The 22,905-nt window shown below is 33.0% G+C and carries 38 protein-coding genes; 7 read left to right on the top strand and 31 right to left on the bottom strand.

Annotated elements, in window-relative coordinates; genetic code table 11:
• Positions 1–42: 42 nt before the first annotated feature.
• The 26 genes from QTL86_RS19325 to QTL86_RS19200 form a co-directional block, all read right to left on the bottom strand.
• Positions 43–432 carry a hypothetical protein gene (locus QTL86_RS19325; protein ID WP_127064946.1) on the bottom strand — a complete coding sequence of 130 codons (390 nt, stop codon included), beginning with the start codon at positions 430–432 and terminating at the stop codon, positions 43–45.
• Positions 433–447: 15 nt separating this feature from the next.
• Positions 448–609, bottom strand: a complete 162-nt coding sequence (locus tag QTL86_RS19320) for a hypothetical protein (protein ID WP_190283457.1) — start codon at positions 607–609, stop codon at positions 448–450.
• A gap of 68 nt (positions 610–677) precedes the next feature.
• The gene (locus QTL86_RS19315; protein ID WP_127064947.1) at positions 678–1,643 is read right to left on the bottom strand and encodes a tyrosine-type recombinase/integrase; all 966 of its coding nucleotides are present in this window, start codon (positions 1,641–1,643) and stop codon (positions 678–680) included.
• A 111-nt stretch (positions 1,644–1,754) separates the two neighbouring features.
• Complete coding sequence (locus QTL86_RS19310; protein WP_410495804.1) at positions 1,755–1,889, bottom strand: hypothetical protein; 135 nt, start codon at positions 1,887–1,889, stop codon at positions 1,755–1,757.
• A gap of 31 nt (positions 1,890–1,920) precedes the next feature.
• Entirely contained in the window at positions 1,921–2,157 is a 237-nt protein-coding gene (locus tag QTL86_RS19305; protein WP_410495803.1) for a hypothetical protein, read from the bottom strand.
• Between the two features lie 36 nt (positions 2,158–2,193).
• On the bottom strand, positions 2,194–2,352 hold the full coding sequence (locus tag QTL86_RS19300; RefSeq protein WP_190283348.1) for a hypothetical protein: 159 nt from the start codon (positions 2,350–2,352) through the stop codon (positions 2,194–2,196).
• A gap of 49 nt (positions 2,353–2,401) precedes the next feature.
• Complete coding sequence (locus QTL86_RS19295) at positions 2,402–2,698, bottom strand: hypothetical protein (protein ID WP_410495802.1); 297 nt, start codon at positions 2,696–2,698, stop codon at positions 2,402–2,404.
• Positions 2,699–3,391: 693 nt separating this feature from the next.
• A complete protein-coding gene (locus tag QTL86_RS19290) occupies positions 3,392–4,249 on the bottom strand; it encodes a hypothetical protein (RefSeq protein ID WP_410495801.1) in 858 nt (285 codons plus the stop codon).
• Positions 4,250–4,625: 376 nt separating this feature from the next.
• The gene (locus tag QTL86_RS19285; RefSeq protein WP_410495800.1) at positions 4,626–5,165 is read right to left on the bottom strand and encodes a hypothetical protein; all 540 of its coding nucleotides are present in this window, start codon (positions 5,163–5,165) and stop codon (positions 4,626–4,628) included.
• Between the two features lie 19 nt (positions 5,166–5,184).
• Positions 5,185–5,400 (bottom strand): hypothetical protein, encoded by a 216-nt coding sequence (locus QTL86_RS19280; RefSeq protein ID WP_410495044.1) that lies wholly within the window; start codon positions 5,398–5,400, stop codon positions 5,185–5,187.
• A gap of 21 nt (positions 5,401–5,421) precedes the next feature.
• Complete coding sequence (locus QTL86_RS19275) at positions 5,422–5,586, bottom strand: hypothetical protein (RefSeq protein WP_410495045.1); 165 nt, start codon at positions 5,584–5,586, stop codon at positions 5,422–5,424.
• Between the two features lie 26 nt (positions 5,587–5,612).
• Entirely contained in the window at positions 5,613–5,921 is a 309-nt protein-coding gene (locus QTL86_RS19270) for a hypothetical protein (RefSeq protein ID WP_410495799.1), read from the bottom strand.
• Between the two features lie 221 nt (positions 5,922–6,142).
• The gene (locus QTL86_RS19265; RefSeq protein WP_013655983.1) at positions 6,143–6,595 is read right to left on the bottom strand and encodes a hypothetical protein; all 453 of its coding nucleotides are present in this window, start codon (positions 6,593–6,595) and stop codon (positions 6,143–6,145) included.
• A 34-nt stretch (positions 6,596–6,629) separates the two neighbouring features.
• A complete protein-coding gene (locus QTL86_RS19260) occupies positions 6,630–7,109 on the bottom strand; it encodes a hypothetical protein (RefSeq protein ID WP_410495798.1) in 480 nt (159 codons plus the stop codon).
• 31 nt (positions 7,110–7,140) lie between these two features.
• Positions 7,141–7,497, bottom strand: a complete 357-nt coding sequence (locus QTL86_RS19255) for a hypothetical protein (RefSeq protein ID WP_410495797.1) — start codon at positions 7,495–7,497, stop codon at positions 7,141–7,143.
• 6 nt (positions 7,498–7,503) lie between these two features.
• Positions 7,504–7,674, bottom strand: a complete 171-nt coding sequence (locus QTL86_RS19250; RefSeq protein ID WP_190283458.1) for a hypothetical protein — start codon at positions 7,672–7,674, stop codon at positions 7,504–7,506.
• A 14-nt stretch (positions 7,675–7,688) separates the two neighbouring features.
• A complete protein-coding gene (locus QTL86_RS19245; protein WP_410495795.1) occupies positions 7,689–7,928 on the bottom strand; it encodes a hypothetical protein in 240 nt (79 codons plus the stop codon).
• A gap of 13 nt (positions 7,929–7,941) precedes the next feature.
• A complete protein-coding gene (locus QTL86_RS19240; protein WP_410495794.1) occupies positions 7,942–8,259 on the bottom strand; it encodes a hypothetical protein in 318 nt (105 codons plus the stop codon).
• A gap of 4 nt (positions 8,260–8,263) precedes the next feature.
• Entirely contained in the window at positions 8,264–9,112 is an 849-nt protein-coding gene (locus tag QTL86_RS19235; RefSeq protein WP_410495793.1) for an ATP-binding protein, read from the bottom strand.
• Entirely contained in the window at positions 9,027–9,971 is a 945-nt protein-coding gene (locus tag QTL86_RS19230) for a DnaD domain-containing protein (protein WP_410495792.1), read from the bottom strand. Before QTL86_RS19230 ends, QTL86_RS19235 begins: the two co-directional genes overlap by 86 nt.
• On the bottom strand, positions 9,952–10,143 hold the full coding sequence (locus tag QTL86_RS19225) for a hypothetical protein (RefSeq protein WP_410495791.1): 192 nt from the start codon (positions 10,141–10,143) through the stop codon (positions 9,952–9,954). The genes QTL86_RS19230 and QTL86_RS19225 overlap by 20 nt, the downstream gene beginning before the upstream one ends.
• Positions 10,144–10,156: 13 nt before the next feature.
• Positions 10,157–10,570 carry a DUF5348 domain-containing protein gene (locus QTL86_RS19220; RefSeq protein WP_127064962.1) on the bottom strand — a complete coding sequence of 138 codons (414 nt, stop codon included), beginning with the start codon at positions 10,568–10,570 and terminating at the stop codon, positions 10,157–10,159.
• 1 nt (position 10,571) lies between these two features.
• Positions 10,572–10,754 (bottom strand): hypothetical protein, encoded by a 183-nt coding sequence (locus QTL86_RS19215; protein WP_410495790.1) that lies wholly within the window; start codon positions 10,752–10,754, stop codon positions 10,572–10,574.
• 189 nt (positions 10,755–10,943) lie between these two features.
• Positions 10,944–11,444: a helix-turn-helix domain-containing protein gene (locus QTL86_RS19210; RefSeq protein WP_410495789.1), complete on the bottom strand. Its 501-nt coding sequence runs from the start codon at positions 11,442–11,444 to the stop codon at positions 10,944–10,946.
• Between the two features lie 140 nt (positions 11,445–11,584).
• Positions 11,585–11,764, bottom strand: coding sequence for a hypothetical protein (locus QTL86_RS19205; RefSeq protein ID WP_410495788.1), 180 nt, complete (start codon positions 11,762–11,764; stop codon positions 11,585–11,587).
• A 44-nt stretch (positions 11,765–11,808) separates the two neighbouring features.
• Positions 11,809–12,042 (bottom strand): helix-turn-helix domain-containing protein, encoded by a 234-nt coding sequence (locus tag QTL86_RS19200; RefSeq protein WP_410495787.1) that lies wholly within the window; start codon positions 12,040–12,042, stop codon positions 11,809–11,811.
• 166 nt (positions 12,043–12,208) lie between these two features.
• Here QTL86_RS19200 and QTL86_RS19195 point away from each other — a divergent pair, with 166 nt between their 5' ends.
• The 6 genes from QTL86_RS19195 (at position 12,209) to QTL86_RS19170 (ending at position 15,991) form a co-directional block, all read left to right on the top strand.
• Entirely contained in the window at positions 12,209–12,616 is a 408-nt protein-coding gene (locus tag QTL86_RS19195; protein ID WP_410495786.1) for a helix-turn-helix domain-containing protein, read from the top strand.
• A 26-nt stretch (positions 12,617–12,642) separates the two neighbouring features.
• Positions 12,643–13,119, top strand: a complete 477-nt coding sequence (locus QTL86_RS19190; RefSeq protein ID WP_410495785.1) for an exonuclease domain-containing protein — start codon at positions 12,643–12,645, stop codon at positions 13,117–13,119.
• Between the two features lie 26 nt (positions 13,120–13,145).
• Entirely contained in the window at positions 13,146–13,523 is a 378-nt protein-coding gene (locus QTL86_RS19185; protein WP_410495784.1) for an SWIM zinc finger domain-containing protein, read from the top strand.
• A gap of 29 nt (positions 13,524–13,552) precedes the next feature.
• Complete coding sequence (locus QTL86_RS19180; protein WP_410495783.1) at positions 13,553–14,002, top strand: ImmA/IrrE family metallo-endopeptidase; 450 nt, start codon at positions 13,553–13,555, stop codon at positions 14,000–14,002.
• Between the two features lie 61 nt (positions 14,003–14,063).
• Entirely contained in the window at positions 14,064–14,330 is a 267-nt protein-coding gene (locus QTL86_RS19175; protein WP_410495782.1) for a hypothetical protein, read from the top strand.
• A gap of 14 nt (positions 14,331–14,344) precedes the next feature.
• Positions 14,345–15,991, top strand: coding sequence for a recombinase family protein (locus tag QTL86_RS19170; RefSeq protein WP_410495781.1), 1,647 nt, complete (start codon positions 14,345–14,347; stop codon positions 15,989–15,991).
• Between the two features lie 56 nt (positions 15,992–16,047).
• Here the strand turns inward: QTL86_RS19170 and QTL86_RS19165 are convergent, their stop codons facing one another.
• The 3 genes from QTL86_RS19165 to QTL86_RS19155 form a co-directional block, all read right to left on the bottom strand.
• The gene (locus QTL86_RS19165) at positions 16,048–16,704 is read right to left on the bottom strand and encodes a sporulation peptidase YabG (protein WP_410495780.1); all 657 of its coding nucleotides are present in this window, start codon (positions 16,702–16,704) and stop codon (positions 16,048–16,050) included.
• 137 nt (positions 16,705–16,841) lie between these two features.
• The gene (locus QTL86_RS19160) at positions 16,842–18,179 is read right to left on the bottom strand and encodes a PEGA domain-containing protein (RefSeq protein WP_410495779.1); all 1,338 of its coding nucleotides are present in this window, start codon (positions 18,177–18,179) and stop codon (positions 16,842–16,844) included.
• Between the two features lie 157 nt (positions 18,180–18,336).
• Positions 18,337–19,329 (bottom strand): hypothetical protein, encoded by a 993-nt coding sequence (locus QTL86_RS19155; RefSeq protein ID WP_013659082.1) that lies wholly within the window; start codon positions 19,327–19,329, stop codon positions 18,337–18,339.
• Between the two features lie 258 nt (positions 19,330–19,587).
• Here QTL86_RS19155 and QTL86_RS19150 point away from each other — a divergent pair, with 258 nt between their 5' ends.
• A complete protein-coding gene (locus QTL86_RS19150) occupies positions 19,588–20,544 on the top strand; it encodes a DUF4340 domain-containing protein (RefSeq protein WP_410495778.1) in 957 nt (318 codons plus the stop codon).
• Between the two features lie 80 nt (positions 20,545–20,624).
• On the opposite strand, the gene QTL86_RS19145 is transcribed toward QTL86_RS19150, so the two are convergent.
• Both QTL86_RS19145 and QTL86_RS19140 read right to left on the bottom strand, forming a co-directional pair.
• Positions 20,625–22,046: a CCA tRNA nucleotidyltransferase gene (locus tag QTL86_RS19145; protein ID WP_410495777.1), complete on the bottom strand. Its 1,422-nt coding sequence runs from the start codon at positions 22,044–22,046 to the stop codon at positions 20,625–20,627.
• 156 nt (positions 22,047–22,202) lie between these two features.
• Positions 22,203–22,892, bottom strand: a complete 690-nt coding sequence (locus QTL86_RS19140) for an amino acid ABC transporter ATP-binding protein (RefSeq protein ID WP_410495776.1) — start codon at positions 22,890–22,892, stop codon at positions 22,203–22,205.
• Positions 22,893–22,905: the final 13 nt, after the last annotated feature.

The following is a 22,905-nucleotide window of genomic DNA, read 5'->3' as shown; positions in this document are numbered from 1 at the left end:
TTTTATCTTGCTTTAACTTCTTTTATAATGTTTTATTCTGTTTTATGATATTTTAAGTTGTTCAACTAATTCTATGTATGTAATAGTCTCTCTGTATCTTCCATTATCTAAAACAATATATGAACTATACATCCCTATTATCTTTTTCTTCTCAGGTACCTTTAATACTCTATCTTTAACAAGTCTCTCTGTAGCAACGCTTAATGTATCACCAACTTTAAGCTTTGACTTTAATTTTCTATACTTCATTTGATAGATGTCAAAGTCACTTAGCTCCTTACTGTCTTTTCTCATAGTCGCGCCTAACCACGCAGCTCTTTTGCTTGCTTCCTCTGTAGTTATACTTAAGCGATTTGCTACAGCTATAGGTCCTATTCTTGTATAATACTTCTTTATGAAATCGTCCATTTCCTTTGTCCATACGGTTGTCATTAACCACCACTCCTCTTAGTGAATTGTCATTTCTTTGTTGATTTTTTGCTCACATCTTTCACAAAAGCAATCATAGTAGTATAGCTCTATAGCTTTTAACTTTCTGCCACATCTTCTACAACGTGCAAAGTTCTTTTTTCTAAGCTGATCTACTAACTTAAACAATCTATACCTCATTTATCTTCCTCCGTTTTCTCGTTCAAATTTTATTAAGTAAGAGTTATTTCATACATAAACTCTATTTGCTAAGCTATTTTGATGCCAAACATATTAAAAATTAATTCATCATCTTTTGGCTTAAGATAACTCTTTGTCATGTCTATCGACTTATGATGTACAAGTAACTGTGCTTCTTCCATGGTAAAAGCCCTTCCGATCTGCTTACATAAATAATGGGTTCCATTCGTAGTGTTTTCTAAGAATGTATGTCTAAAACTGTGAGGTGTGAAGTATGGAGTATTATGATCTAATTTCTTAAGTATCTTGTACATGTCTTTAACCCAACCTCTTAAAGTACTTGTATTTTTCACAGGTCCATACTTGCTTTGCCAAAATGCTTCTCCATTTTCCTTTACACTTAAGTGCAACTCTATGCTCTGTTGTGAATGCTCATGAATTAAAATATATTGTTTTTCTCCACCCTTGCATTCCACCTTTATGTACCCATTTTTAAGTGTATCTGTATTCTCCACCTGAAGTACTTCATTTATTCTTGCTCCTGTGTCATAAAATAGATCCAGCAAGCACAAATGTTGATACATTTTTTTATTAATCAAGTATCCTCTTAGTAAGTCAATCTGTTCTTGCTTTAAAAAAGTATTCTCTTTAACTGGTTTCTTCTCTAGACTCTTTACTTTAGCCGCTACATTTCTAACATAAGACTCATATAAATCGTCATCATCTTCTGCGTAATCCATCATTCTTCTAACTACGCATAGCAGCCTATTAACACGTGCATTGCTTACTTCTCTCTCATCTGTCATAAAGAATTTAAAGTCCTCAAAGTTTCTTTTTTTAAATTCAAGAACATTCATGTTATTGTTATATAGTAGATTCCAAATAAGAAAAAACCTCAAATCATATGTGTACTCTGAACATGTATTAGGCCTTCTCCTATCTATCCTAGTACTTCGTAAATATAACTGCATTAACTCCTTGTTTACTGCATTAACTTTTTCCCAACGTTCCTGTGAATATAAGTCTGTACTCATATTAATCAGCTCCTTTTAGAAAAATAACGTATAAACAATTAATATAATGATGTTGTCATTTAAAAGTTATAATTAAGCTTTAAATCTGTATAGCTTTAAAAATCAGATTTGTTATTCCTCAGATTCATATTCCTCTATTGATTCTAATGCTTCGTGCATCTCTTCACAGCAATCTAAACACATACCGAATTCTTCATTAAATCTTTCGTCTTTAACTTCTTCACCGCATCTGATACATTTTTTCACTCTAACCACCCCAAACTTATATTTTATTAAGCTAATATATTTCTTCTGATATGTCTGTTAATACATAACCATCTGGTATTTCACTTGGCTTACTCCAATAAACAATGTGTCGTATCTTTATAATAGGCACATCCCACAAATCCTCAACTACCACTTTATACGCTAAGTATTTATATGGGCTGAAACTCATGTAAATAATTAAATTTTCAAGTTTCTCGCTCGCCATATCTTTTACGCTATTCAATAATTCTTCCAACTCAAATTGCATACTTCAATCACCTTCCTAAACGAACTCTGATTTTATTTAGAAATATCCTCTAGTTTCATCTATCACTTCACGATTTAAAATAAGTTGTACCAGAACACTTTCAGCTTTCCCTTCAGAATCGGGATATGCTAATACATTTACTTTTAAATTCTTTTTTAAATACTCTTCAATAATTTGCTTCACCTTTTCATCCATTAAATTCACACCCTTTCAATTTTGGATTTGTTTTGGCAAATAAATTGCTTTACAAAATTACTTCTACCATCCATAAGTAGTTTTCCATACAATTAAAATTCCAATAAATGTCCCACAACGAAATAAAAGTATCATTCATACAACCAGAAAACTCATTACCACAACATACATCCTCATGATCATCCATGAATCTCTGTAATGCGTCATAATTGATACCCTCTTCTACTGATATACCAAATGTTCCATATTCAAATACTATTGAACCCTTATGACCACAAAACATAACCTCATCATCTTCATATATACGCTTTTCGTTTTTACAAGTTAAACCTGTGTCTCTTTTCATATAGTTTCACTCCTCACCAAATTCTTATTTTTTCACTTTGCTGGTATATAACTTATTATTATAAGAAAATACATTTAACATAAAAATTATTCATAGTATTATGATTATACAAATTATTGCTAGGAGTAGATTTAAATGTTATTAAAGCTTTTTAGAAAACATGAATTTTTATTTTTGTATCTTGTATTCATAATTACCATACATGTTATTTACAAAATACTAAATGCAGCCATTTAAGCGAATCGCTTTCTCTCTTAGCCCCTTATCGGGGCTTTTTACTTTTCAAGATTTTTATTATCAATGCATAGATTTCATTCTTTAGTGTTATATTATCAATGCAGTAATGTTTATGTTTCACTATCTTTTTTATTCGACCATGGTCCCTTCATTGGGACCTTTTACATCATAAAACTAGTAGCTTCTTGAACATATATGCAATATTTTCAATCTACTTGAAATTTGCTAAATATTTAGTATAATCAACTTATATAGCGTTTTATTTTTAGGGGGTGTTAATATGCTAAAAGAACTCTTAAAAAAATATGAACCTTTATTACTCTATGTTGTATTTATACTAATTTCTTTTGCTACTGTTGATACACTTGTCAGTATCCTAACTTCCTACATATAAAAATTCATGAATGGCTCCTAAACGTAGGAGCTATTTTCATTTAAAAATTCATTTTGTTTATGTTATCTATAATCTTTCCAAGCTACTGTTTTAAAAATAGCTTTATGATTTACCCATCTTGCAAACTTCTTTTGGTATTCATCCATTTTATTAAAAGGCATTACGAATGGATCAAGTCTTAACTCTCTTAATTTTTCTATTCTGTATAAATCTTCTTCTGGTGTGCTCCAATAACCTATAAGTACATAACACATAATCTTATACGGTTTAATATATTTAGTCATGACTTTAAGCTGCTCTAATATGTTTTGTTTTGGATTATCCCATGCTATATGTACTTGCTTATAATGCTTTAGTTGGTTTAGGTAATATGCCTGTTCCTCATTCATTATTCTTACGTCTACACCATGTAGATTAACAGGAATATTCCACTCTAAAAGTTTTTCTATCGCAAATTTCCATTCTGGATTAGCAAAGAAATTATTATCTAATACTTCTATGTGTTTACCATTTGGATTTAATTCTAATGGCTCTACTGGATGTATATATCCCTCTTTTTCCCTTACTACACAAAACGGACAACTCCTTATACACCCTCTACTGAAAAACTGCATTGAATAATGATGTTGTGGATATATACTGTAATCTAACTTAGTTGTGGATTCTATTTGTCGTGGTAGTTTACTTGAAATATCAAATCCAGTGCCTCCACGTATTACCTCAGCTTCTGGCGGATAGTAGTCATAGTCGTTACTAAAATTAAATAACTTACTAGCATATACCTTTTCTATATTGGCTTCTATATCCATTAAAGGATTTAACCACTCAACATGATCACCTTTTTGTTTGTGGTATGCAGCTATTTTCATAAGTGCTATGTTTGGCATTTTGCCATCTATATCTAGTAATCTTACTTCCATATCTTTTTAGGAGTACTCTAGAGATTTAAGCGGCCGCTACTCTTCCTCCTTTGTAAAATGCTGTTTACTTTTCAGAAATTTTAATCTATTATATATATAGTTATCTATTTCGTATCACTCTAGTAAAATCAACCTTAAACTATTTGACCTGCATACATAGCAATACCAATTAGAGTAAACTCCCTGCTATGTGGGAGGAGGATGCAAATGGTAACTATATCTTTACAGTTGGATGTGGCCACTGTATTCACAGTGATACAAACGATTTACTACTTACTTATGATTCGCGAAAAAGTGATGAAATAAGGTTCACATCTAGCTAACTATATCGGCTCCCTATTGGGAGCCTATTATTTTACCCAAACAAAAGTCAATTTTAAATAACTAATCCGTCTAATGCTATGCAAAGTCCAAGTATTTTCCTTGTTGCATCTCTCGCCATACATACTTGCCTACAAGATTCCTTCATTTTCCCATCTATAAGCATATCGTTTATATGTGGGAAGAATGTATTAAGTACCTTGATAAATGTGTAAGCACCAGTAATTGTGTTGCACTCTGCTATTTTCTTACCTTTCCCTTCACAATCAGATATGATAGTTACACTATATCTTTCTTGCCTAAGTATTCCGTATCCTTGATAAACCATAACCCTCTCTACTTCTGAATATACTTCTTGTTTTTTTCTATTTTTTAAGCTTCTTCTAGTTTTTGGTATTTCTAACTCTATCCATCGGTTTTCTTCTTGTTCGATACATCTATCTGCATCATTATAGTAATTGCATACACCAGGTAAGAATGATAAGCACTTACCACGACTACCAATTTCATGCCTTAATTCCTCTAGATTTCTTTGACAACAATCTTCCCAATAAAACCTACATTCTGCATTAGTACACATCATATTAATTGCCATGCTATTACCTCCTAAAAGATTAATTTGTACATATTATTGATTTGATATTGTCTTTGTTAATTATTACGCTATCACCAAGCTGAACGCTTTCAATGTGAATGCTATCGTCGTATAAAATGTAAACTTCGCCTTTTACTATTTCCCCACTTGTTGTTTCTACTTCTACGGCGTCTCCCTCTTTAAGTTCTGTGTCTCCATCAATTATCCATATTGTTACTGTACTTATATCTGCCATGCTTTCACCCTTTCAAAGAGATTAATTAATAATTGCTATTACTGTATTTTCTTCATCTTTGCGACTTATCTCTATAATTTCTGTTACTAAATCGTATTGCCCGAAGTGATCTCTAACATATACATTTCTATTTCCATATAGCTGCAAACAATCTTCTAGCTCTGCTATTAGCTCTACTAAGTCCACACTATCACCCTTTACAAAAAGTTATTTTATCTTCCCCACCCATATGGTGTCATAATGTAATCGCTCTTAGTGTCACACTTAATAAAATCTTTAATCTTGCATTCACTGCATGGTATTTCATTACAGTGCCTTGCAATCATAATTGCTGCTTTTTCTAATTCTTCTTGTTCCTGATCATCTTCATTATCTTGCTCATCCGCTTCAGCATCTGGACCTTCTCCGTATTCTTTAGCACAAGCCTTGCTGTCAGGATATAGAAACATACAAGGTCCATTTGTAATGCTACACTCCCATCCATGCCATTCATCCGTTTGCTTTGCACATCTGCAACTCACGTTCATTCCCCCTTATCAACAAAAAACACTTTTATATATCTCTGAGTGGGCACCACTTAGGACTTGTCTTGTGCTCATTTCCTCTTATGTGTTTACATGTAACCGTTGGATGCTCGCATCTCCTATATGTTCGATTAGGGCATTTAGGTCCATACATGTGTTTACATTCCTTGCACTTTGGTACTGCCATATTCTCACTCCTTAAACAACAACACTTTGTTTTAACCACCAATATTGGGATTGGTACATTCCCATGTGTAATCTTTAAACTTTACTTCTTCATTTTTTATGATTGTACCTTTGTGTATTTCAATATCTTGATTAAATTCCATACCTCTCTCATATCCATAAATCTTAAAATCTACATTGTATTTTTCAGATATGCTTGCAAGTTCATGAGCTTCTATTCCCCATGCTTGCTTATACTCAAGAGCCAATACATCTTGCTCATAATCAAACCATATTTCATCTTCTTCTATAAACCCTCTCCTTGAGTCGTTAAGATAAAATCCACTCTTGCCAGTTTTTACAATCATGAAATACTCTTCTTCTTTAATCTCGGCTTCTTCTGAATCTGAAAAGTGTCCCATAGGTTTAATACCATTCTTTAGAAAATTGATAATATCTTCTTTACTACCTCTTACTTTTAATGTTCCCTCACACCAATTTGGCATTATCTATTCCTCCTTAATAAAAATCAACTTTGTTTTATGCTATTCCTAATTCTTTCTTGATTTCATCTTTGCTATATCCTAGCTGCCATTCACACCCTTTTTCTACTAGCCTTTTGCAAAACTCTTTATAGCTAATTGCATCTTGTGGCAAGTAACCTATTTCTTTTGCCTTTTCAATTATGTTATCTTTTGTTGTAATGCTTACGCCCCAACAAGTAGCATATAAGCCACCATAACCATTATTACCATCACTATATTTACCTGTTACTATCCATTCCCTAAAATCATTTACAAGTGCCCATAGAGTGCCACCATGTGAAAATCCCCAATGTCTTCTATTAAGTTCACTGTAAGCACATATAGCTTTTCTTGTATAATCATCAATGAAATATACTCTATTGTTTCTGATTTCAAATTCAGCTAAATTTCCTTTTGTTTCAAAAAAACCTCTATCTTGCTTAGAGATCACTTCTAATAGTTGGTTAATTAACTGGCATCTTTCTTTTTTCCCCACACTTTCATCTCCTTAATAAAAATCAACTTTGTTAAAACAAACTCATCTGCTCTACTTCCTGTTTATGTACTACTTCAACCTTTTTTTGTATTACTTGTGCTGTCCTTGTTACTGGCTCACTGGTTTTTATTACTTGACTGCTCTTCTTTATCTTTTCTTCAATGACTTTTGCCTCATAGAATGCTCTACATAGTTCTGAACATGAAAGCTTTTTTACTACGCTCATATGCTCTATAACATCACGCGGCGCAATCTTTACACCTACTTGTGCAAATCCTTCTGTTACATATACCTTGTCAGCCTCTAATACCTTAAGTTTGTAATGTTCAAACTGCCTTTTATTTACCTGTTCCGTACTGTGACTCATCACCTCTAATACTATTTTCACATTGCATCATCCTCTATGCGTTAATCTATTCACTGTGCTTAGCTTGGCAATTTCAATGTCCTTGTGTTCATCTAGCTCTTTCTTGAATGTTTCTGTTATCGTTAGCACTGAGATGTTGTACTTATTGACTACTTTATTCATCCACTTTGCTAATTCAAATGCTTTTATATCTTCCATAATCTCTCCTGGCCCTATAGCAATGTTTTTCTTATACGATGTACATCAGCTTTTATCATCAACATATCTCTTCGCATTCCTGCTAAAATGTTTTGCTCTCTTGCATTTACTTCGATGGTTTCAGCATTCTTGATGTCATGCTCTAATTCCTTTAGAGCTGCAGCTACTGTATTTATATCTATTTCTAGCCTGCCAAATTCTTGTAGTAGCTTTCCTTTTGCCTCCCTGCGTAGCTGCTCTTTTGACTTGATCAATGCCTATCACCTCTTAGTAAAAACTTAATTGCCTTTCCCCCATGCAATCTGTTATCTCTCTGTATGGGGTGCTCTCTATCTCTTTATCTATTTCTACATGCTTACAATACTTTGATGCATATACTAAAAGTGCTATTTCCTCTTTGGTATCATGTTTGTTCCATAGCTGTACTGTTTGCTTGATTTTCTCAAATATTGCTTGGTGCTCATTCTGTTCAATGTATGCCTTAACCAAGCTTATCCACTCGTCCTTGCCTAGCTTTACATCACTCTCCAAATGAAAAATCCATTTAGAATCAACTAGTTCTCTGCATATTACTGTTAAATTCATCCTGTCACCTCACTAAATCCCTAATCCTATTTAGTTTTACTTTAGCCTTTTCAATTCTGTATGCCCTTCCAGTTATCTCTATTGCTGGGCAAGCCTCTATGATCCGGTCATAAGTCCTAGCTATACCATCCGTTCCTGTTAGCTTATTCTTTAACTGGTCCATGGTAAGGTTAGTGGTAATAATCGTTGGTAGCTGTTGTCTAATCCTTGTATCAATGAGTGAGTAGATAATTTGCTTTTCTTTACCTGTCTTGCCCTCATGCTCTGCACCTAAATCATCTAATACCACTAGACTTGCATTCTTGAATTGATTGAGTATATCTGCCTCACCCTCTTCACCAGTTGAGTATGACTCATATACTTTGTTGATTATATTAATACTGCTAGTCGCTATCACTGGTACTCCCTGCTGAATTAATCGATTGGCTATGCAATAACTCAAATAGGACTTTCCTCGCCCTGGCTCCCCATGAAGGAGCATCCCGATATTCTCACTCTTCATACTTTGCCATTCATCACAATACCTTTGTCCTAGCTTGTACCAAATTTGATTATGTTCATCGGTTTCCCAATTTTCAAAGGTGCACTGTTCAAATGATGCATCCATCAATGAGTATCGCTTTAAGGATTCAAGCTTTCTCATCTTATCGCGCTTGGTAGCCTCTTCTTCTTTCTTGGCATAGGATTCTGATTCACACTTGCATGCAATTGGTACCTTCTTGCTGCTACCAAATAGCTTTACGATGTATTCCTTAGGTGCGCCACACTTACTGCAAATCTGACATTTTAAGTCCGAGTCCTTTGTATTCGTTTGACTCATCAGGTGCTTTGTTATCTCTCCTGCCTTGTCCATTCTTGTACGCCTCCCTCGCCTTGTTATATGCTTCCACTTGCTGCAATGTCTTAATGCCATCCCTCTCCCAATTAAGCAATGTCCGTTCAATGTATTTTAAGGTCTTTGCATTGTTCTTCCGAGATTCCTTCATGGCTGCTAAAACTAATTCATGTGATAATCTATTTACCCAATCAGTTAATACCTGTGCCTCATATGCTTGTAGCAAGTAGAAGTTGTTTTGGAAAAACTCAACAATGTCTTTCATGGATGATGATGAAGTCTCTGAAGAAATCTCTGAAGAAGTCTCTGTGAAATCTCTGGTATTGGTTGGGTCATTTTGACCTAATGCATTGGGCCATTTTGTCCCTTTGCATTGAGTCAATTTGTCCTCTTGCATTGGGTCATTTTGTCCTAATGCATTTTCCCGTTTGGGATATTGCATTGGGTCAATTTGTCTAGGTGTGTTTTCAGTAGATGAACACTCTTCATGTGTAACTTCTTCCTCTTCTTCAACTACCTCTTCGTTGACAGTATGTTTATCTATGTATTCTTCTAGTTTTATGTAGTCGATTGTGTACCACTTGGTTCTATCCATACGCATTTTGTTATAGTTTCCCGTTTTAAAAATTCCCATTTCCTCTAAGTTGTTAAATATTCTCTTTAACGTTTTCTCTGCAAAGAATGGAAAGCTTTTGCTCCATTCTTTCATAGAGTTATAGGTCCAATAGTAGCCATCATAATAATTTGTCTTTTTAGCCTTATTCACTTCTATCCAGTAATGCACCTGTTGTAATACTATGGCTTCATTCAGTCCTATTTGAGTTGCTAATATGGTATCCACCACTAAGGGGGATGTATCAAATAATATTTTGCTCACGCTTCATTCCCCCTATTAATTTTATGTAAGTTAGAGACATTTGTTCTGCCTCTAACTGTTTCCTGCAATCTTCTACTAACATTTTAAACAAGTCCAAGTTTTCAGCGTATGCTCTGTAGAGATCCGGGAAACTTCTAATCTTACGTTTAGCATATACAATAGCCTCATCCATTATTTTGCCCCCTCTAAATTCTTATTCTTACCTTTACCCTGTTTTTCTTTAACTCTGCAAAGGATGGATTACCACATCCCACGAAGTAATACTCCTCATCATATTCAGCTCTACCCCTATGCCATTTGCCCCAAATAAAGATTTCAATAGCCTGCCCACAAGTAAATTCATGTTTGCCTAGTACATAACGACCTTCTGTATAAGGTGATTCTTTAATATAACCCTCTTTGGTTTCTTTCTTACAGTATTCAATCGCATCTTGCGCATGTTCTAGTGCATCATTCAGCTTATAAAGTGCGTTATAAATATGCTCTTCTTCCATTGTGTGAACATACTCACCACGAGGTAAACTCTCTATCGTATGCGTTACCTTATCGCATAGATTTTTAATCTCCTGATAATGTTGTACATAAAGCTTGTCCATCATTTTAAACCACTCCTTCTGCATTTAATTTGTTCAATCTATCTTCATGTGCTTCTAATGCAAGTTGGTGATTAGCTAATGATCTACTGTCTTCTTTCTTTATATCTAGTTCAATCTGAGTTTTAAGTATTCTAATCTTACGTTCTACCGTTTCTCTGTTTCCTGTTACAATTACACTCATTCCCATGTTGTCCCTCCAATTAATAAAAATAAAGGCATAAAATCACACATGCTATAGGTGGCATTACTGTAACCATACAACCTAAAACTTCATTAATTACTTCATCAGTTACTGCATCAAATATTCTTTTCAATTTAATTATCCCCTTTGACTAAATTACATCCGAGTGATATAATTTAGTTATCAATTTAGTTTTTAGTAACATGCTCTTACAAGGTTGCCGCCTTGTGAGGGCTTTTGTTTTTTTGTACTGAAATTTCTTATCCTAAGTGGTATTAGTACACTTAGTAATTCTGATATTTCTTTCTGAATTACATCTTCCCATTGAGGCTTTTCATCTTCATCTATCAGGTTGTCTCGTGCCATAGCTAGAATTTCCCTTCGGATGGCAGATACATCTTCAAATTCATTCTGAAAGTTAAGTGCTAAGTTATCTAACTCAGCTAATAACACGTTAGGTAGTAGCATTTCACCTATCTTTGTACATTCCTTCAGGTACATATAACCTATAAATGGTTCATCATATACAGCTACCATCCTAACCACAATGTCCTCCCCTGGAATTTTTATCCCATTTTCAAACTTGCTTAATGTTGAAGCATCAGATATTCCTAGTAGCTCACATGCTTCCTGTTGGCTGAGTCTGCGTTCTTTTCTAGCCTTTACGATTAATCTCGTAAATTCTTTTGTTCTCATATTTTTTCTCCTTTCGTGTATTTTCTGGCCAAATTATGCACTAAACTTGGCCCGCACGTCCATTGTTTTCCATTTATTGGTATATTATAATTAGATTATCTTATGTAGCTACGCCTCCAATAGCTACTCACTTATTACCCTCATGCTGAATTAGAGGTTTGAAGCCTTTGCTTTAAATTATGAATAATTGTTTCAACTTCCTCATATGTACGGTCTTTTAAATATTTATCAAATAATATTCTTGATAAAGCATTTGATAAACCTTCACTAAGTTCATCTGGTGTATATGCACATATGATATTTATCTGCCTTTTCTTCATGGGCCTCACTCCTTTGTTATAAGATATGTAAATTAATGTTTGTCCTATGCGAGAAGGTAGTTACCATTATTTGCGTTTCGCGTATCTTTAGCTAAAAAATTTTCTACTTCGTTTACATTTACATTAAAATATTCACAAAGTATAACTATTTCTCTTGGTTGAAATTTTCGTCTACCTCTTCTTTTGTCACTATATGCAGAAGGTGTTATTTCTAAGAGCTCTGCCATTTCTAAATTACTTACGCCATATTCTTTCTGCAAATCCTTAATGCTTTTCACCTTATCACCTCCTATCAAGTTTGCGTAACGCGTATTTATATTTTATATATTAGTACGCTTTTCGCGAATTGTCAAACATTATTTTTGTTTTTATACGCATTTTGCGTAATCAATTGTTTATTCGCATATTGCGTATTATTATTGTATATGAATAGGAGGTTTTAAAATGATTGGTGAAAAAATTAAAACTCGCTTAAAAGAGTTAGGATTAACACAAAAAGATTTAGCCATTACCTTAAATATTTCTCCTTCAACATTAAGTGGCTATATTACAGGATATAGAACTCCAGATATAAACACTATATCTATGATTGCTAATGCTCTAAAAGTAAAACCTTCATATTTTTTAGATGATAATGAAAATCTTAATAAGAAAGATAAAAAAGATATAGCTAAAGATGTGGCTTCAATTATGACTAAGATAAAAAGAAAAGAAGATGGCCCAGCATATTATAATGGAGTCGAAATGGATCAAGAAGATGCTGACCTATTTGAACAAGCATTAGAATTTGCTTTAAGAAGTATTAAGATTGAAAACAAAGAGAAATACACACCAAAGAAATATCGAAAATAGCTGTATTACAAAGGGGAGAATCTATTATGCTTTTTGATTTTATTGCAATAGACTTTGAAACTGCTAATAATAACTTATCTAGTGCTTGCTCTGTAGGACTTACTTATGTTAGAAATAATGAAATTATTGATACAGACTATTATCTTCTTAAACCAATACCATTTATATTTAATGAGCATAATGTTAGAATCAATGGCATTACCCCTGATATGGTACAAGATGCCCTAACCTTTGATAAGTTTTGGAATATTGTTTATCCAAAGATAGTAGGCAATTTACTTATTGCTCACAATGCTAGTTTCGATATGTCTGTTTTAAGAAGATGCTTAGAAGAATGTAATATAGATATTCCGACTCTTAACTATGCGTGCAGTATTAATATTTCATCTCTTTGCTGCTCTAATGTAGGGGCTAAACTAACTGAAAGAGCTAGTCACTTTGGAATTGATGTAAAAGATCATCATAACGCGCCGCTGATGATGCTAGAGTATGTGCTGAATTAGTAATTAATGTTATTTCAAAATATAACGTGCAAAATATAACTGATTTATTAAACAATAATGCTAGGATTAATGTAAAAAAACTTGTAGACTTAAAAGCTCTTCGTTCGTTTGAATTTAGAGGAGATAACTCTCAATCAGCTAATACAGACTTTTTTGATCTAGAAATAATTAATACTGATGCTGATCAAAAGAAAAGATTTGAAAAAGCGTGTAGTACAGATGTGAAACCTGTAAGTATTGAATCAAAAGAAAACTACGGCATATTTAAAGGTTCTGGAAAAGCTCCATATATGACAACACTTGAAGATTGTACATGTACAGACTTTAAAAGACGTAAAAGGCCCTGTAAACATATGTACAGATTAGCTGTTGAACTAGGTGTTATTAATACTAATTCAAAATAACTTAAGAACAAACTACGGGGGGATGTTGAGTGCATCAACAAATAAGACAAAAGGTACTTAAATTAATTAAGAAATATAATACAAGCGATCCAGATAAACTAGCTGATTTCTTAAATATAAAGATTGTAGAATGGGATCTGGGAAATCAAGCTGGTTCTTATAGGTTTCTTAAACGAAAGAAAGTTATCTTTCTTAATTCGAAACTTAGTTTTCATCAAAGAAAAATTGTACTTGCACATGAATTAGGCCATGCTCTATTGCATCCAACTACAAATTGCTACTTTATTCAAAACAAAACACTATTATGTAGTTCAAAGATAGAGAAAGAAGCGAATATCTTTGCTTGTGAATTACTAATAAATGATGAATTGCTAGGTGAATACATAGGAAAATCAATAAATGAAATAGCTGCAGCTGAATACTTACCTGCAGAATTGTTAAAACTTAAATTTAATGGGCAAAAGCCTTTTTATTTTTAGCACGTAAATCGAACATATATTCGATTTAAATATTAATTATGAATTTAAAGGGGGCAACATTATGAGTTATATAAATTTTGATGAAGTTAAAAAAATGTCTGATGAAGAAATTGATTCCGCATTAACTAAAAAGGACAGAAGGATTATTGATAAAGAAATGCGTGTTACTAGAGAAAAATATGATAAAGGAATACTTTTCTCTAATCAAGAATACCTTGTGTTAGATAAGGAGAGTGAGCATCTACTATTTATTGCTCTTGAAAAAGTGACTAAAAAAGCACGAATGTTAAGTAAGGCCAAATTTACACCTAAAAAATATAGAAAGTAAATGAAAGGTATGTGATGTCCATGAATATAGCTATCTACTCACGAAAATCTAGATTCTCAACATCTGGTGATAGTATCGAAAATCAGGTTCAACTTTGTAAAGAATATGCTCAGCGCTATGATTACAAAGACACAAATTTTATTATCTATGAGGATGAGGGATTTAGTGGTAAAAATACAAACCGTCCTAAATTCACAGAACTTATTAATGACATAAAGAATAAAAAAATTGATGTACTCATGTGCTATCGATTGGATCGTATAAGTCGTAATGTATCCGACTTCTCCTCTACTCTAGAATTATTGGAAGCTAATTCAGTGGCATTTGTAAGCATCAAGGAGCAATTTGATACCAGTACTCCAATGGGAAGGGCAATGATCTATATTGCGAGTGTATTCGCCCAGCTAGAGAGGGAAACAATTGCTGAACGTGTAAGAGATAATATGATTGAATTGGCTAAAAACGGATATTGGTTAGGCGGTACAACGCCTCTTGGATACATTAGTATTCCAGTTGACTATCTAGACAATGATATGACTGAAAGAAAAATGTATAAACTAGAAAAGAATGAGCCTGAAATTGAAGCTGTTAAATTAATCTACAGGAAATATATAGAACTTAAATCATTAAATAAAGTTGAAACCTATTTAATGCAGCATAACTATAAAACACGTAAAAATGGATTCTATAGCTTATCATCACTTAAATTCATTCTTACTAATCCTGTGTATGTAAAAGCTAATAAAGATGTAATTGCTTACCTTAGTGAAACTGGAATGAATGTAAGTGGTGCACCAGATGGCAAACACGGAATCCTTATCTATAATAAAACCAAGACAGTATCAGGTAAAACAACTAAAGATGCCAGAGACATTACTGAATGGGTAGCTGCAGTAAGCAGACACATCGGTATATTGGATCCCGAAATGTGGTTAGATGTTCAAAAAACACTGGCAGATAATAGGGATGGTTATCCTAATATGGGTAAAACGCATAATGCCCTACTTACTAGCATATTACGTTGTAAATGTGGTTCATTTATGAGGATTAACCATGGTCATATAAGTGCAAAAACTGGTAATTGCACTTATTATTATTCTTGTGCTTTAAAAAAGCGTTCTAAAGGATCACAATGCGATAATGGTAATGTTAAAGTAAGTGACATTGATGAATCTGTGGTTAGTTACCTTGAAAACATAGGAATAAAAAAGGATACAATACTATATAATTTCATAGATTTTAACAAAGCTCAGCGAAAAGATATCACTAGAAGTAATAGAAAAGGTGAATTAATTACCTTAATCTCTTCCAAGCAAAACCAAATCACTAATTTAGTTAATAAGCTCTCTATGACTGATGATGATATCGCTAAAATACTACTAGCTAAAATAAAAACCTTGAAAGAAGAAATTGCAACAAGCGAATTAGAACTAAAAACTATACAAGAAGAAAATAAGGCACTAGATAACCAAGAAATAGAAATAGCAATGTTAGGTATTATGTTAGATAAATGTGCAGATATTAGAAATCTTGCTTTTGAAGAACAACAACAACTTATCCGTATGGTTCTTAAAAACATAGTATGGGATTCAGATACAGGATCATTGGCAATAGAGCCTGTTGAAAGTATTATTGAAGGCATAAAAAAAAAGCCCCATTAGACGTTAAGGCCCTTTTATCAAGGCAATTTGGTTATAAAAAATTGTCGCATTTTTATTCAGTCAGCTCCAGCTGCTAATATCTCTTCAAAATAAGATTGGCAGGCTCCTGCAAATATTACCAGCTCCGACATATTAGGTTTAATAGCTCTTGCTCTCTTAACAGACTCTACAAAATACTGTGAGTTCCTATATTCGCTGATATCATATAAAGTTTTATAGTTTTTATTCAGTGCATCATGCCCTGTGAGTACTAAAATATCTGGAGCATATTTTTCCAAAAGGTACTTAATTCTCTTTGGTTGTTCTGATTCTGATATATGCTCTCCTATAGCTGGTATATCTAGCATTTTATAATATTTAAGACATAGGTTTAAGTAAAAAGCATCTCCATCTACATGCAGAACCGTCCCTGTTTTTTGGAACCTAGGATCTTTCCCTTTTTCAATTTCTGCCCTTTTCTTCATGATTTTTTCTACCGTTGCTTCAATGGTACTCATAATACTACTTTCTTCATTGGTATAACGCATCCCTACCGAGAGTTCTAGGTCCGAAATAGGTGCATCTGCAATAACGCGGTAAGACACGCCTTTCAGTCTAGCAATTTGATTGGGTGAAATATATGTTATACGAAATAAAATATCCTTGTTATAGGACAGCCTTACTACATAATCTCCTATATTGAGCATCGCCATAACACCTTCTTTAAAGACCATTTATTACTATGTTTATTAATTAGAGCTCGTTTCTATTCTTATTTTTGAGTACATAAAGAAAGAAAGCTAAAAGTTTCCTCTTAGCTTTCTTTCTTTATGTATATAGTTTTTAATTAATCAATTTCTTTTCTTATTTTTTAATTTGCAATTAAGTCATATAAGTAACCGGTTTGTTCATTGCTACCATCTAATAATAGGGTAGTAGAATACGCACTATAACCTGTTTTTTCAAATATGACACCATAGCTGCCATTAATCAATGTTACTGTGCAAGGAGTTTCTCCTTTAAAAACACCATTTACGTAGACTTTAGCACCTATTGGATTTGTATTTAAAGTAATTGTTTGGGTATTATTGAGTACAGTATTTGTTTCTCCCGTTGCATCAGGCGATTCTGAAGGTGTTGGCTTTTGTATAAAAGATACATAAAGATTATAAGTTTCTTTATCACAAACAATCTCTTTTGACCAAGGTTCATACCCATCCGCTTCTGCTTCTACTTTATAAGTACCTTGTTGCAATTTAATTTCTTCACCTTTATTATACGTTTTATCCCCTATCTTAATGGTGTAATTAGTTACACCACTATTAACTAAAGGATTGATTACTGTATATGCCTTTTTAGCATCTTTTAAGGAAATTTCATAGCTTTCGCCCGATTCTATCGTAATATTCTCTGTAATGATTTCATATCCTTCCATTTGTAGAAGAATCTTATGCTGTCCTGGAATAACGCTAATATCTCCTTTAATCTCATCTAATTTAAAGGAACGAGAGCGGTCTATCTCTAAGCTTCCTTTTGTAGTTGGCAAATCTGTAACAGCAATACTACCAGCTACTTCATCAATAGTAATGCTCCAAATAACATTGTTAACACTTTGAATACTGACAACATCAAAAGGTGTTACAAATGCCATGTTAGTTTTATTACCATCGCTTTGGAAAATCATTGTATCATCAACATATTCATAAGCAGTACCCCCGATATTTATCTGCTTATTACTTTGATCAACTGTGACTCCACTTATCTTCTTCCATGATTTTGCCCTAGAAGTTTTACTAATAGAAAGTACCTTAGCTTTATCTTCTTGATAAACCACCTCTACAATATCTCCTGGTTTAATCTGTGAAGCTGGCATTACACTACCATACATGTCATTAATTTTAGTACCTTCACTTATCTTTCTACTCACTTCAGTTTTATTCTCTATGTCAAAACCTATGATATCACTTTGTGTAATCTTCTCAACTAGAACTAGTATCGTAGAACTATATTCTACTTTTGTATTGTTTTCTTCTACTTGAGCTTCTACTTGAACGCTGTTTCCTTTAGCTTCATCTTTTATATATGTACTAATTACCATAAACATTACAATCATTAATGTAATGAGTCCTACCACTGAAACAATAATCATATTCATAATGAATTTTTTGTTGTTTCTTTTCACTATTTCACCCCTTTGTTGACTTCTCATTTTATTGTACCTCTTTCGCTTAAAAAGTCAATTCAGCAGGATTCACACAAAAAAAGGAATGATAATGTAAAAGATGATCTCGGCTCCCACCTTAATCATCCTCTAATCATTATAATTCCTTATTTCATTATACAAAGAAAATTCTCCCTTGCTTTGATTACCAACCATGAATTTGTTTAGCGACTTCAATTTGATTTTCTTTATAATGGAGCATGTTTTCCCATTTTTGTTCAAACATACTATAATTCCATCTTCTTTTCGAGCCAATATACTTAAAACAAATACTATTAAATTTTTCTGGATAAATCATCATAAATTTAAGCATTTTAAACTCATCTTGAGATAGTGGCCTTTCCTTATTATATTCTTCTATAAGCTCATATAAGATTTGATTATTCCATTCATTCTTTTGCATCATTTTACTTAGAATTTGAGCAAGATCTAGAACTTGAATATCATAATTACATACATCCAATCCACTAATAATATATTTACCGCTCTCAGTCTTATTAACAGTATGATAAGTAAAATCTTTATGCGCTATACTTTTGGTTTGTTTTACTCCTTTGATTAGCCTTTCTACCAGCTGTGAATCAATGCTTTGTAATGCTAGTTCTTCTAGCTCCCTGTATTCTTCACAGCCTTCTAAAAACATAATTTCAAAGTTGGATTTTTGCTTTAAAGCTATCATGTTTTTCTTTAACTTAGTATTTTCTGATCTTCTTCTTAAATAGTACTCATAAATATTCTTAATTTTTATCTCTTCTACACTTCTCATTTTACTATTAATTTCTACTCCTATTTTATGAAAAAGAGCTAAGGACGTGATAATGCCCTTTAGATCTTCATATTCTTTAAAATCAGTCTCTTCACAAGACTCATACGCTTGCATTAAGTAATACTGTTCTCCCAAAAGTGCATATGGTATTTTCTTTTTAGTAGCATATATATTACTAATTCCGTTAAAGTTTCTCTCTTGAAGCTGTGTATCCACCTCGTAGTTAAAAGAAATTTGTTCTTTGGGTATTTCAACCCTACGTAGTACAAATTTACCTTTATTGGTCTCTAGATAATAGTTACTTCTTATATATTGATATTTCTTTATATTTAAATCATATTGAGCAATTAACTCTCTACTTAGTGGTCTCACTTCTTCTCCTCCTATCCTGCGATCTTTCTGTATCCCACCCTTACTCCTCTCGTCTCTTAATTTATATGATACGATAGAATAAAAAATATCTAATTTCCATTTATTTTTTAGCTTATCTTTAAAAATTCACTTTTTTATCACACGGGGTGTGATATAATATTCATGTTGCATAAAACTTTTATTTTTTTTAGTAAAAAATGTCTATTATAAAAATATTTTTAAACATAAATTTGATTTAAAATCGGTGAGGTTATTGAAATGAAACGTAAAGGTTGGCTTGTTCCTATTGTTGTTTTTTTAGTATCTATTATTTTTCTTTTTTCCTATCAGCAGAAACAAGAGGTTGTATCCTTTGCTGATACCACTAATCTTCCGCCTATTATTTGGTCGGAAAAATCAACAGATATTGTTAAAGTTACTTATGAAGCTGCAGGTAAAGTTACTGAAGCTGTACGTGAAGAAGACAACTGGAGTTTATCTACCTCAAACAACCGTAAAGCTGATGCCTTATATATATACAATGTTATAACTCCTTTTTTAGAGCCTTTATTTGAACAGGTAGTAGAGGTATCTCCTTCTGATTTAACAACCTATGGCATAGATGATATGGCTTCAAGTATTACCTTATATAATGAAGCAGATCATGAGTATAAGTTACTTAAAGGTAAGGCTTTTAATGAAAAAAGTGATTATGTCTATGCACCATTAACAGATACAGTTTATACAATGAGTAATACTGCTTTTGGTAGTATTAGTACCAACTCTAATGATTGGGGAAGCAAGGAACTACTTAACTTTGAATTAACTAATGTGAAAAAAATCAACTTAACTTATAAAGGGCATGCAGCAACTTTAATGCCTACTATTACTGAAAATGGTATTGCTCTGGCTAGTGAGGAGCTAGATGATCGCTTAGCAAATGAGTTTATGAACTTCTTACAGACTGCTAAGATTCAAAGCTTTATTACTGAAGAAGCTAATGAACATGTATTAAGCGTCTATGGTTTTAATACGCCCCTACTTAAATGCACTATTCATTTAAAAACTGGCGAGACTCTATCTCTTACTATTGGAAATGTTAATGAGGAAGAAAATATTTGTTATACCCAAGTTAATGGGCGCCCAGAAATTGTGGGAATTCCTTATTTTAATCTATCACAATTTAATATTCTTTATAGTGAGCTTCATGATAAAGAGGATGATAGACTTGGTTAGGACTCATACTAACTTTCTTATCACTTCATGCCAAAAAAGGCGAAGAATGCATTTACATTCTTCGCCTTTTTTGTTTTAACTTAAACTTGTTTTCCTTTTACTTTGTAATGCTCCATGCAATACGTTAGTAAAAGAGCCTTTTGATTAAAATTAGGTTCATGAATAACTTTCTGAAGTGCTACTTCTAATAAATCTCCTATGATTTTGCCTTTTGGAATTCCTATTTCTATCAAATCTGAACCTGTAATAGCCAACATTCCTTTATGATAGGGTTCATGGTTTGCTATAACTTCATTTTTATAATTCCTTTGCTTCTCTATAGCATCTAGTTTAGGCTGTAATTTTTCTAGATTTTGTGCCATAGCATCTGCATACTGCACTTTAAGAAGTTCATCAAATAGTTCTTCTCCTATAACCATCATCACCTTCTTTACATAAACCTTTGAAATGTGATGTTCTATATGATAATCATGGTAACGAATTAGCTCACATACTGCTTTAATGGTATAATTATCCATCCTTAAATCCTTAAGTATCTCTGATGCAATTTGTTCTGAGCGCTTAGGATGGTTGTAAAAATGATCTATGCCATGCTTATCGGTTGTTCTCGTATAAACCTTTCCTATATCATGTAAAAGCATTGTTAATCTTACAATTACTGTAGGCTCTGAATTTTCCATTGCCACTAAGGTATGCTTTGCTACATTATAGGTATGATGCGGATGATTTTGAGGTATTTCATAAGCTTTAATAAAATCTGGGAAAATATATTCTAAAAGTTTTAATTGATATAAAAGATCAATATGTCCTGGCCTCGATGAAACACAAATTTTAAGGAATTCATCTCTAATTCTCTCTTTACTAATATGAGTTAATAACGCTCTGCAAGCTTCTATACCCTTTAGCGTTTCTGTCTCTATCTGAAACCCTAATTGAGCTGAAAATCTAACGGCTCTTAGTATTCTAAGGGCATCTTCTGTAAAACGTTCCTTTGCGCATCTAACGGATCGAATACACTGTCTTTTAATATCTCTTTGTCCTTCATAAGGATCTACGAACCCTCTATCTGGATGATAGGCAATAGCATTCATGGTAAAGTCACGCCTAGATAAATCTAATGTAATATCATCTACAAAACTCACCTTATCCGGTCTTCTAAAATCTTTGTATTCTCCCTCTATTCTATAAGTCGTTACTTCAAAATGCTCTGTATTTAAAATAACCGTTACTGTTCCATGCTCAATACCTGTATCATAAGTACGCTTAAATATTCTTTTAATCTCTTCTGGCTTAGCCGAGGTAGTAATATCCCAGTCATGAGGTTGCCTATTCATCAATAAATCCCTAACGCACCCACCAACAATGTAGGCTTCATAGCCAGCAGCTTCTATCATTTGTATAATTTGTATTGCTTCTTTTGGGATTTTATCATTATAATCCTTGTACATCTTCTTCCTCTTTCTATCCTCTTTAGTAGAAGTATTGACATTTATTATGTTCATTATATCATATCCTATTTCCATATAAATAAGTAATAATGAAGAATTGTTAATTAGAATATCTCCCATTCCTCATTTTTCATTATCCCTCCAAATAAGTATCTAAACTTCTATTAAAGAAAAAAGAGAAGGATAACTGCTTTCCTTCTCACCTTATCTTTACGCTTCTTTACTATAAATATGTTTTTCTAATACTCGTCCGTCTTCCATAGAAACAATACGGTCTGCTACCATTTTAGCGAACTCCATATCGTGTGTAATAATAAGCATAGACATTCCTTCCGTACTAAGGCTCCTAATAACTTTAGCCACTTCACCTGTTAAAGTAGGGTCTAGTGCAGAGGTTGGTTCGTCAAAACACATCAATTTAGGTTTTAAAGCTAATGCACGACCTATAGCTACCCTTTGTTTTTGCCCTCCGGAGAGTTCAAAAGGATAACTATTCGCCTTATCTGCCAATTCTAAAAAACTTAAAATATCTATAGCTTGTTTTATAGCTTCTTCTTTACTCTGCCCTAATACACGAGTAGGCGCTTCTATTAAATTATCAAGTACAGATTTATGAGGAAAAAGATTAAAGTTTTGAAATACAAGCCCAATATTTCTTCTAATAGACCTAATTTCTTCTTTAGATGCATAAGCACCATCCTTTAATAGATACTCTCCTGCAATCTCTATACTACCAGCCGAACATCTCTCTAGGTAATTAATGCTTCTTAATAAAGTAGTCTTTCCTCCTCCAGAGGCCCCTACTACTACTACAATTTCTCCTGATTTCACTTCTAATGAAGCGCCTTTCAAAACCTCTACTTTTCCAAAACTTTTATAGAGCCCAGTTACTTTAAGCATATGATTTGCCTCC

The organism is Cellulosilyticum sp. ST5 (assembly GCF_046529625.1).
GTDB lineage: Bacteria > Bacillota > Clostridia > Lachnospirales > Cellulosilyticaceae > Cellulosilyticum > Cellulosilyticum lentocellum.
The sequence above is the reverse complement of the archived record's forward strand: the minus strand, read 5'-3'. Positions and strand labels throughout refer to the sequence as shown.

Bases quoted from the DNA above. Each gene is read 5' to 3' on its own strand.
- QTL86_RS19190 (WP_410495785.1), top strand. From the start codon at position 12,643: ATGCTTTTTGATTTTATTGCAATAGACTTTGAAACTGCTAATAATAAC.
- QTL86_RS19305 (WP_410495803.1), bottom strand. From the start codon at position 2,157: ATGCAATTTGAGTTGGAAGAATTATTGAATAGCGTAAAAGATATGGCG.
- QTL86_RS19295 (WP_410495802.1), bottom strand. From the start codon at position 2,698: ATGAAAAGAGACACAGGTTTAACTTGTAAAAACGAAAAGCGTATATAT.
- QTL86_RS19140 (WP_410495776.1), bottom strand. From the start codon at position 22,892: ATGCTTAAAGTAACTGGGCTCTATAAAAGTTTTGGAAAAGTAGAGGTT.
- QTL86_RS19320 (WP_190283457.1), bottom strand. From the start codon at position 609: ATGAGGTATAGATTGTTTAAGTTAGTAGATCAGCTTAGAAAAAAGAAC.
- QTL86_RS19210 (WP_410495789.1), bottom strand. From the start codon at position 11,444: ATGAGAACAAAAGAATTTACGAGATTAATCGTAAAGGCTAGAAAAGAA.
- QTL86_RS19160 (WP_410495779.1), bottom strand. From the start codon at position 18,179: ATGAGAAGTCAACAAAGGGGTGAAATAGTGAAAAGAAACAACAAAAAA.
- QTL86_RS19300 (WP_190283348.1), bottom strand. From the start codon at position 2,352: ATGGATGAAAAGGTGAAGCAAATTATTGAAGAGTATTTAAAAAAGAAT.
- QTL86_RS19175 (WP_410495782.1), top strand. From the start codon at position 14,064: ATGAGTTATATAAATTTTGATGAAGTTAAAAAAATGTCTGATGAAGAA.
- QTL86_RS19165 (WP_410495780.1), bottom strand. From the start codon at position 16,704: ATGGTCTTTAAAGAAGGTGTTATGGCGATGCTCAATATAGGAGATTAT.
- QTL86_RS19325 (WP_127064946.1), bottom strand. From the start codon at position 432: ATGACAACCGTATGGACAAAGGAAATGGACGATTTCATAAAGAAGTAT.
- QTL86_RS19290 (WP_410495801.1), bottom strand. From the start codon at position 4,249: ATGGAAGTAAGATTACTAGATATAGATGGCAAAATGCCAAACATAGCA.
- QTL86_RS19250 (WP_190283458.1), bottom strand. From the start codon at position 7,674: ATGGAAGATATAAAAGCATTTGAATTAGCAAAGTGGATGAATAAAGTA.
- QTL86_RS19225 (WP_410495791.1), bottom strand. From the start codon at position 10,143: ATGGATGAGGCTATTGTATATGCTAAACGTAAGATTAGAAGTTTCCCG.
- QTL86_RS19315 (WP_127064947.1), bottom strand. From the start codon at position 1,643: ATGAGTACAGACTTATATTCACAGGAACGTTGGGAAAAAGTTAATGCA.
- QTL86_RS19280 (WP_410495044.1), bottom strand. From the start codon at position 5,400: ATGGCAGATATAAGTACAGTAACAATATGGATAATTGATGGAGACACA.
- QTL86_RS19205 (WP_410495788.1), bottom strand. From the start codon at position 11,764: ATGAAGAAAAGGCAGATAAATATCATATGTGCATATACACCAGATGAA.
- QTL86_RS19265 (WP_013655983.1), bottom strand. From the start codon at position 6,595: ATGCCAAATTGGTGTGAGGGAACATTAAAAGTAAGAGGTAGTAAAGAA.
- QTL86_RS19195 (WP_410495786.1), top strand. From the start codon at position 12,209: ATGATTGGTGAAAAAATTAAAACTCGCTTAAAAGAGTTAGGATTAACA.
- QTL86_RS19145 (WP_410495777.1), bottom strand. From the start codon at position 22,046: ATGAACATAATAAATGTCAATACTTCTACTAAAGAGGATAGAAAGAGG.
- QTL86_RS19235 (WP_410495793.1), bottom strand. From the start codon at position 9,112: ATGGACAAGGCAGGAGAGATAACAAAGCACCTGATGAGTCAAACGAAT.
- QTL86_RS19220 (WP_127064962.1), bottom strand. From the start codon at position 10,570: ATGATGGACAAGCTTTATGTACAACATTATCAGGAGATTAAAAATCTA.
- QTL86_RS19170 (WP_410495781.1), top strand. From the start codon at position 14,345: ATGTCCATGAATATAGCTATCTACTCACGAAAATCTAGATTCTCAACA.
- QTL86_RS19150 (WP_410495778.1), top strand. From the start codon at position 19,588: ATGAAACGTAAAGGTTGGCTTGTTCCTATTGTTGTTTTTTTAGTATCT.
- QTL86_RS19285 (WP_410495800.1), bottom strand. From the start codon at position 5,165: ATGGCAATTAATATGATGTGTACTAATGCAGAATGTAGGTTTTATTGG.
- QTL86_RS19215 (WP_410495790.1), bottom strand. From the start codon at position 10,754: ATGGGAATGAGTGTAATTGTAACAGGAAACAGAGAAACGGTAGAACGT.
- QTL86_RS19240 (WP_410495794.1), bottom strand. From the start codon at position 8,259: ATGAATTTAACAGTAATATGCAGAGAACTAGTTGATTCTAAATGGATT.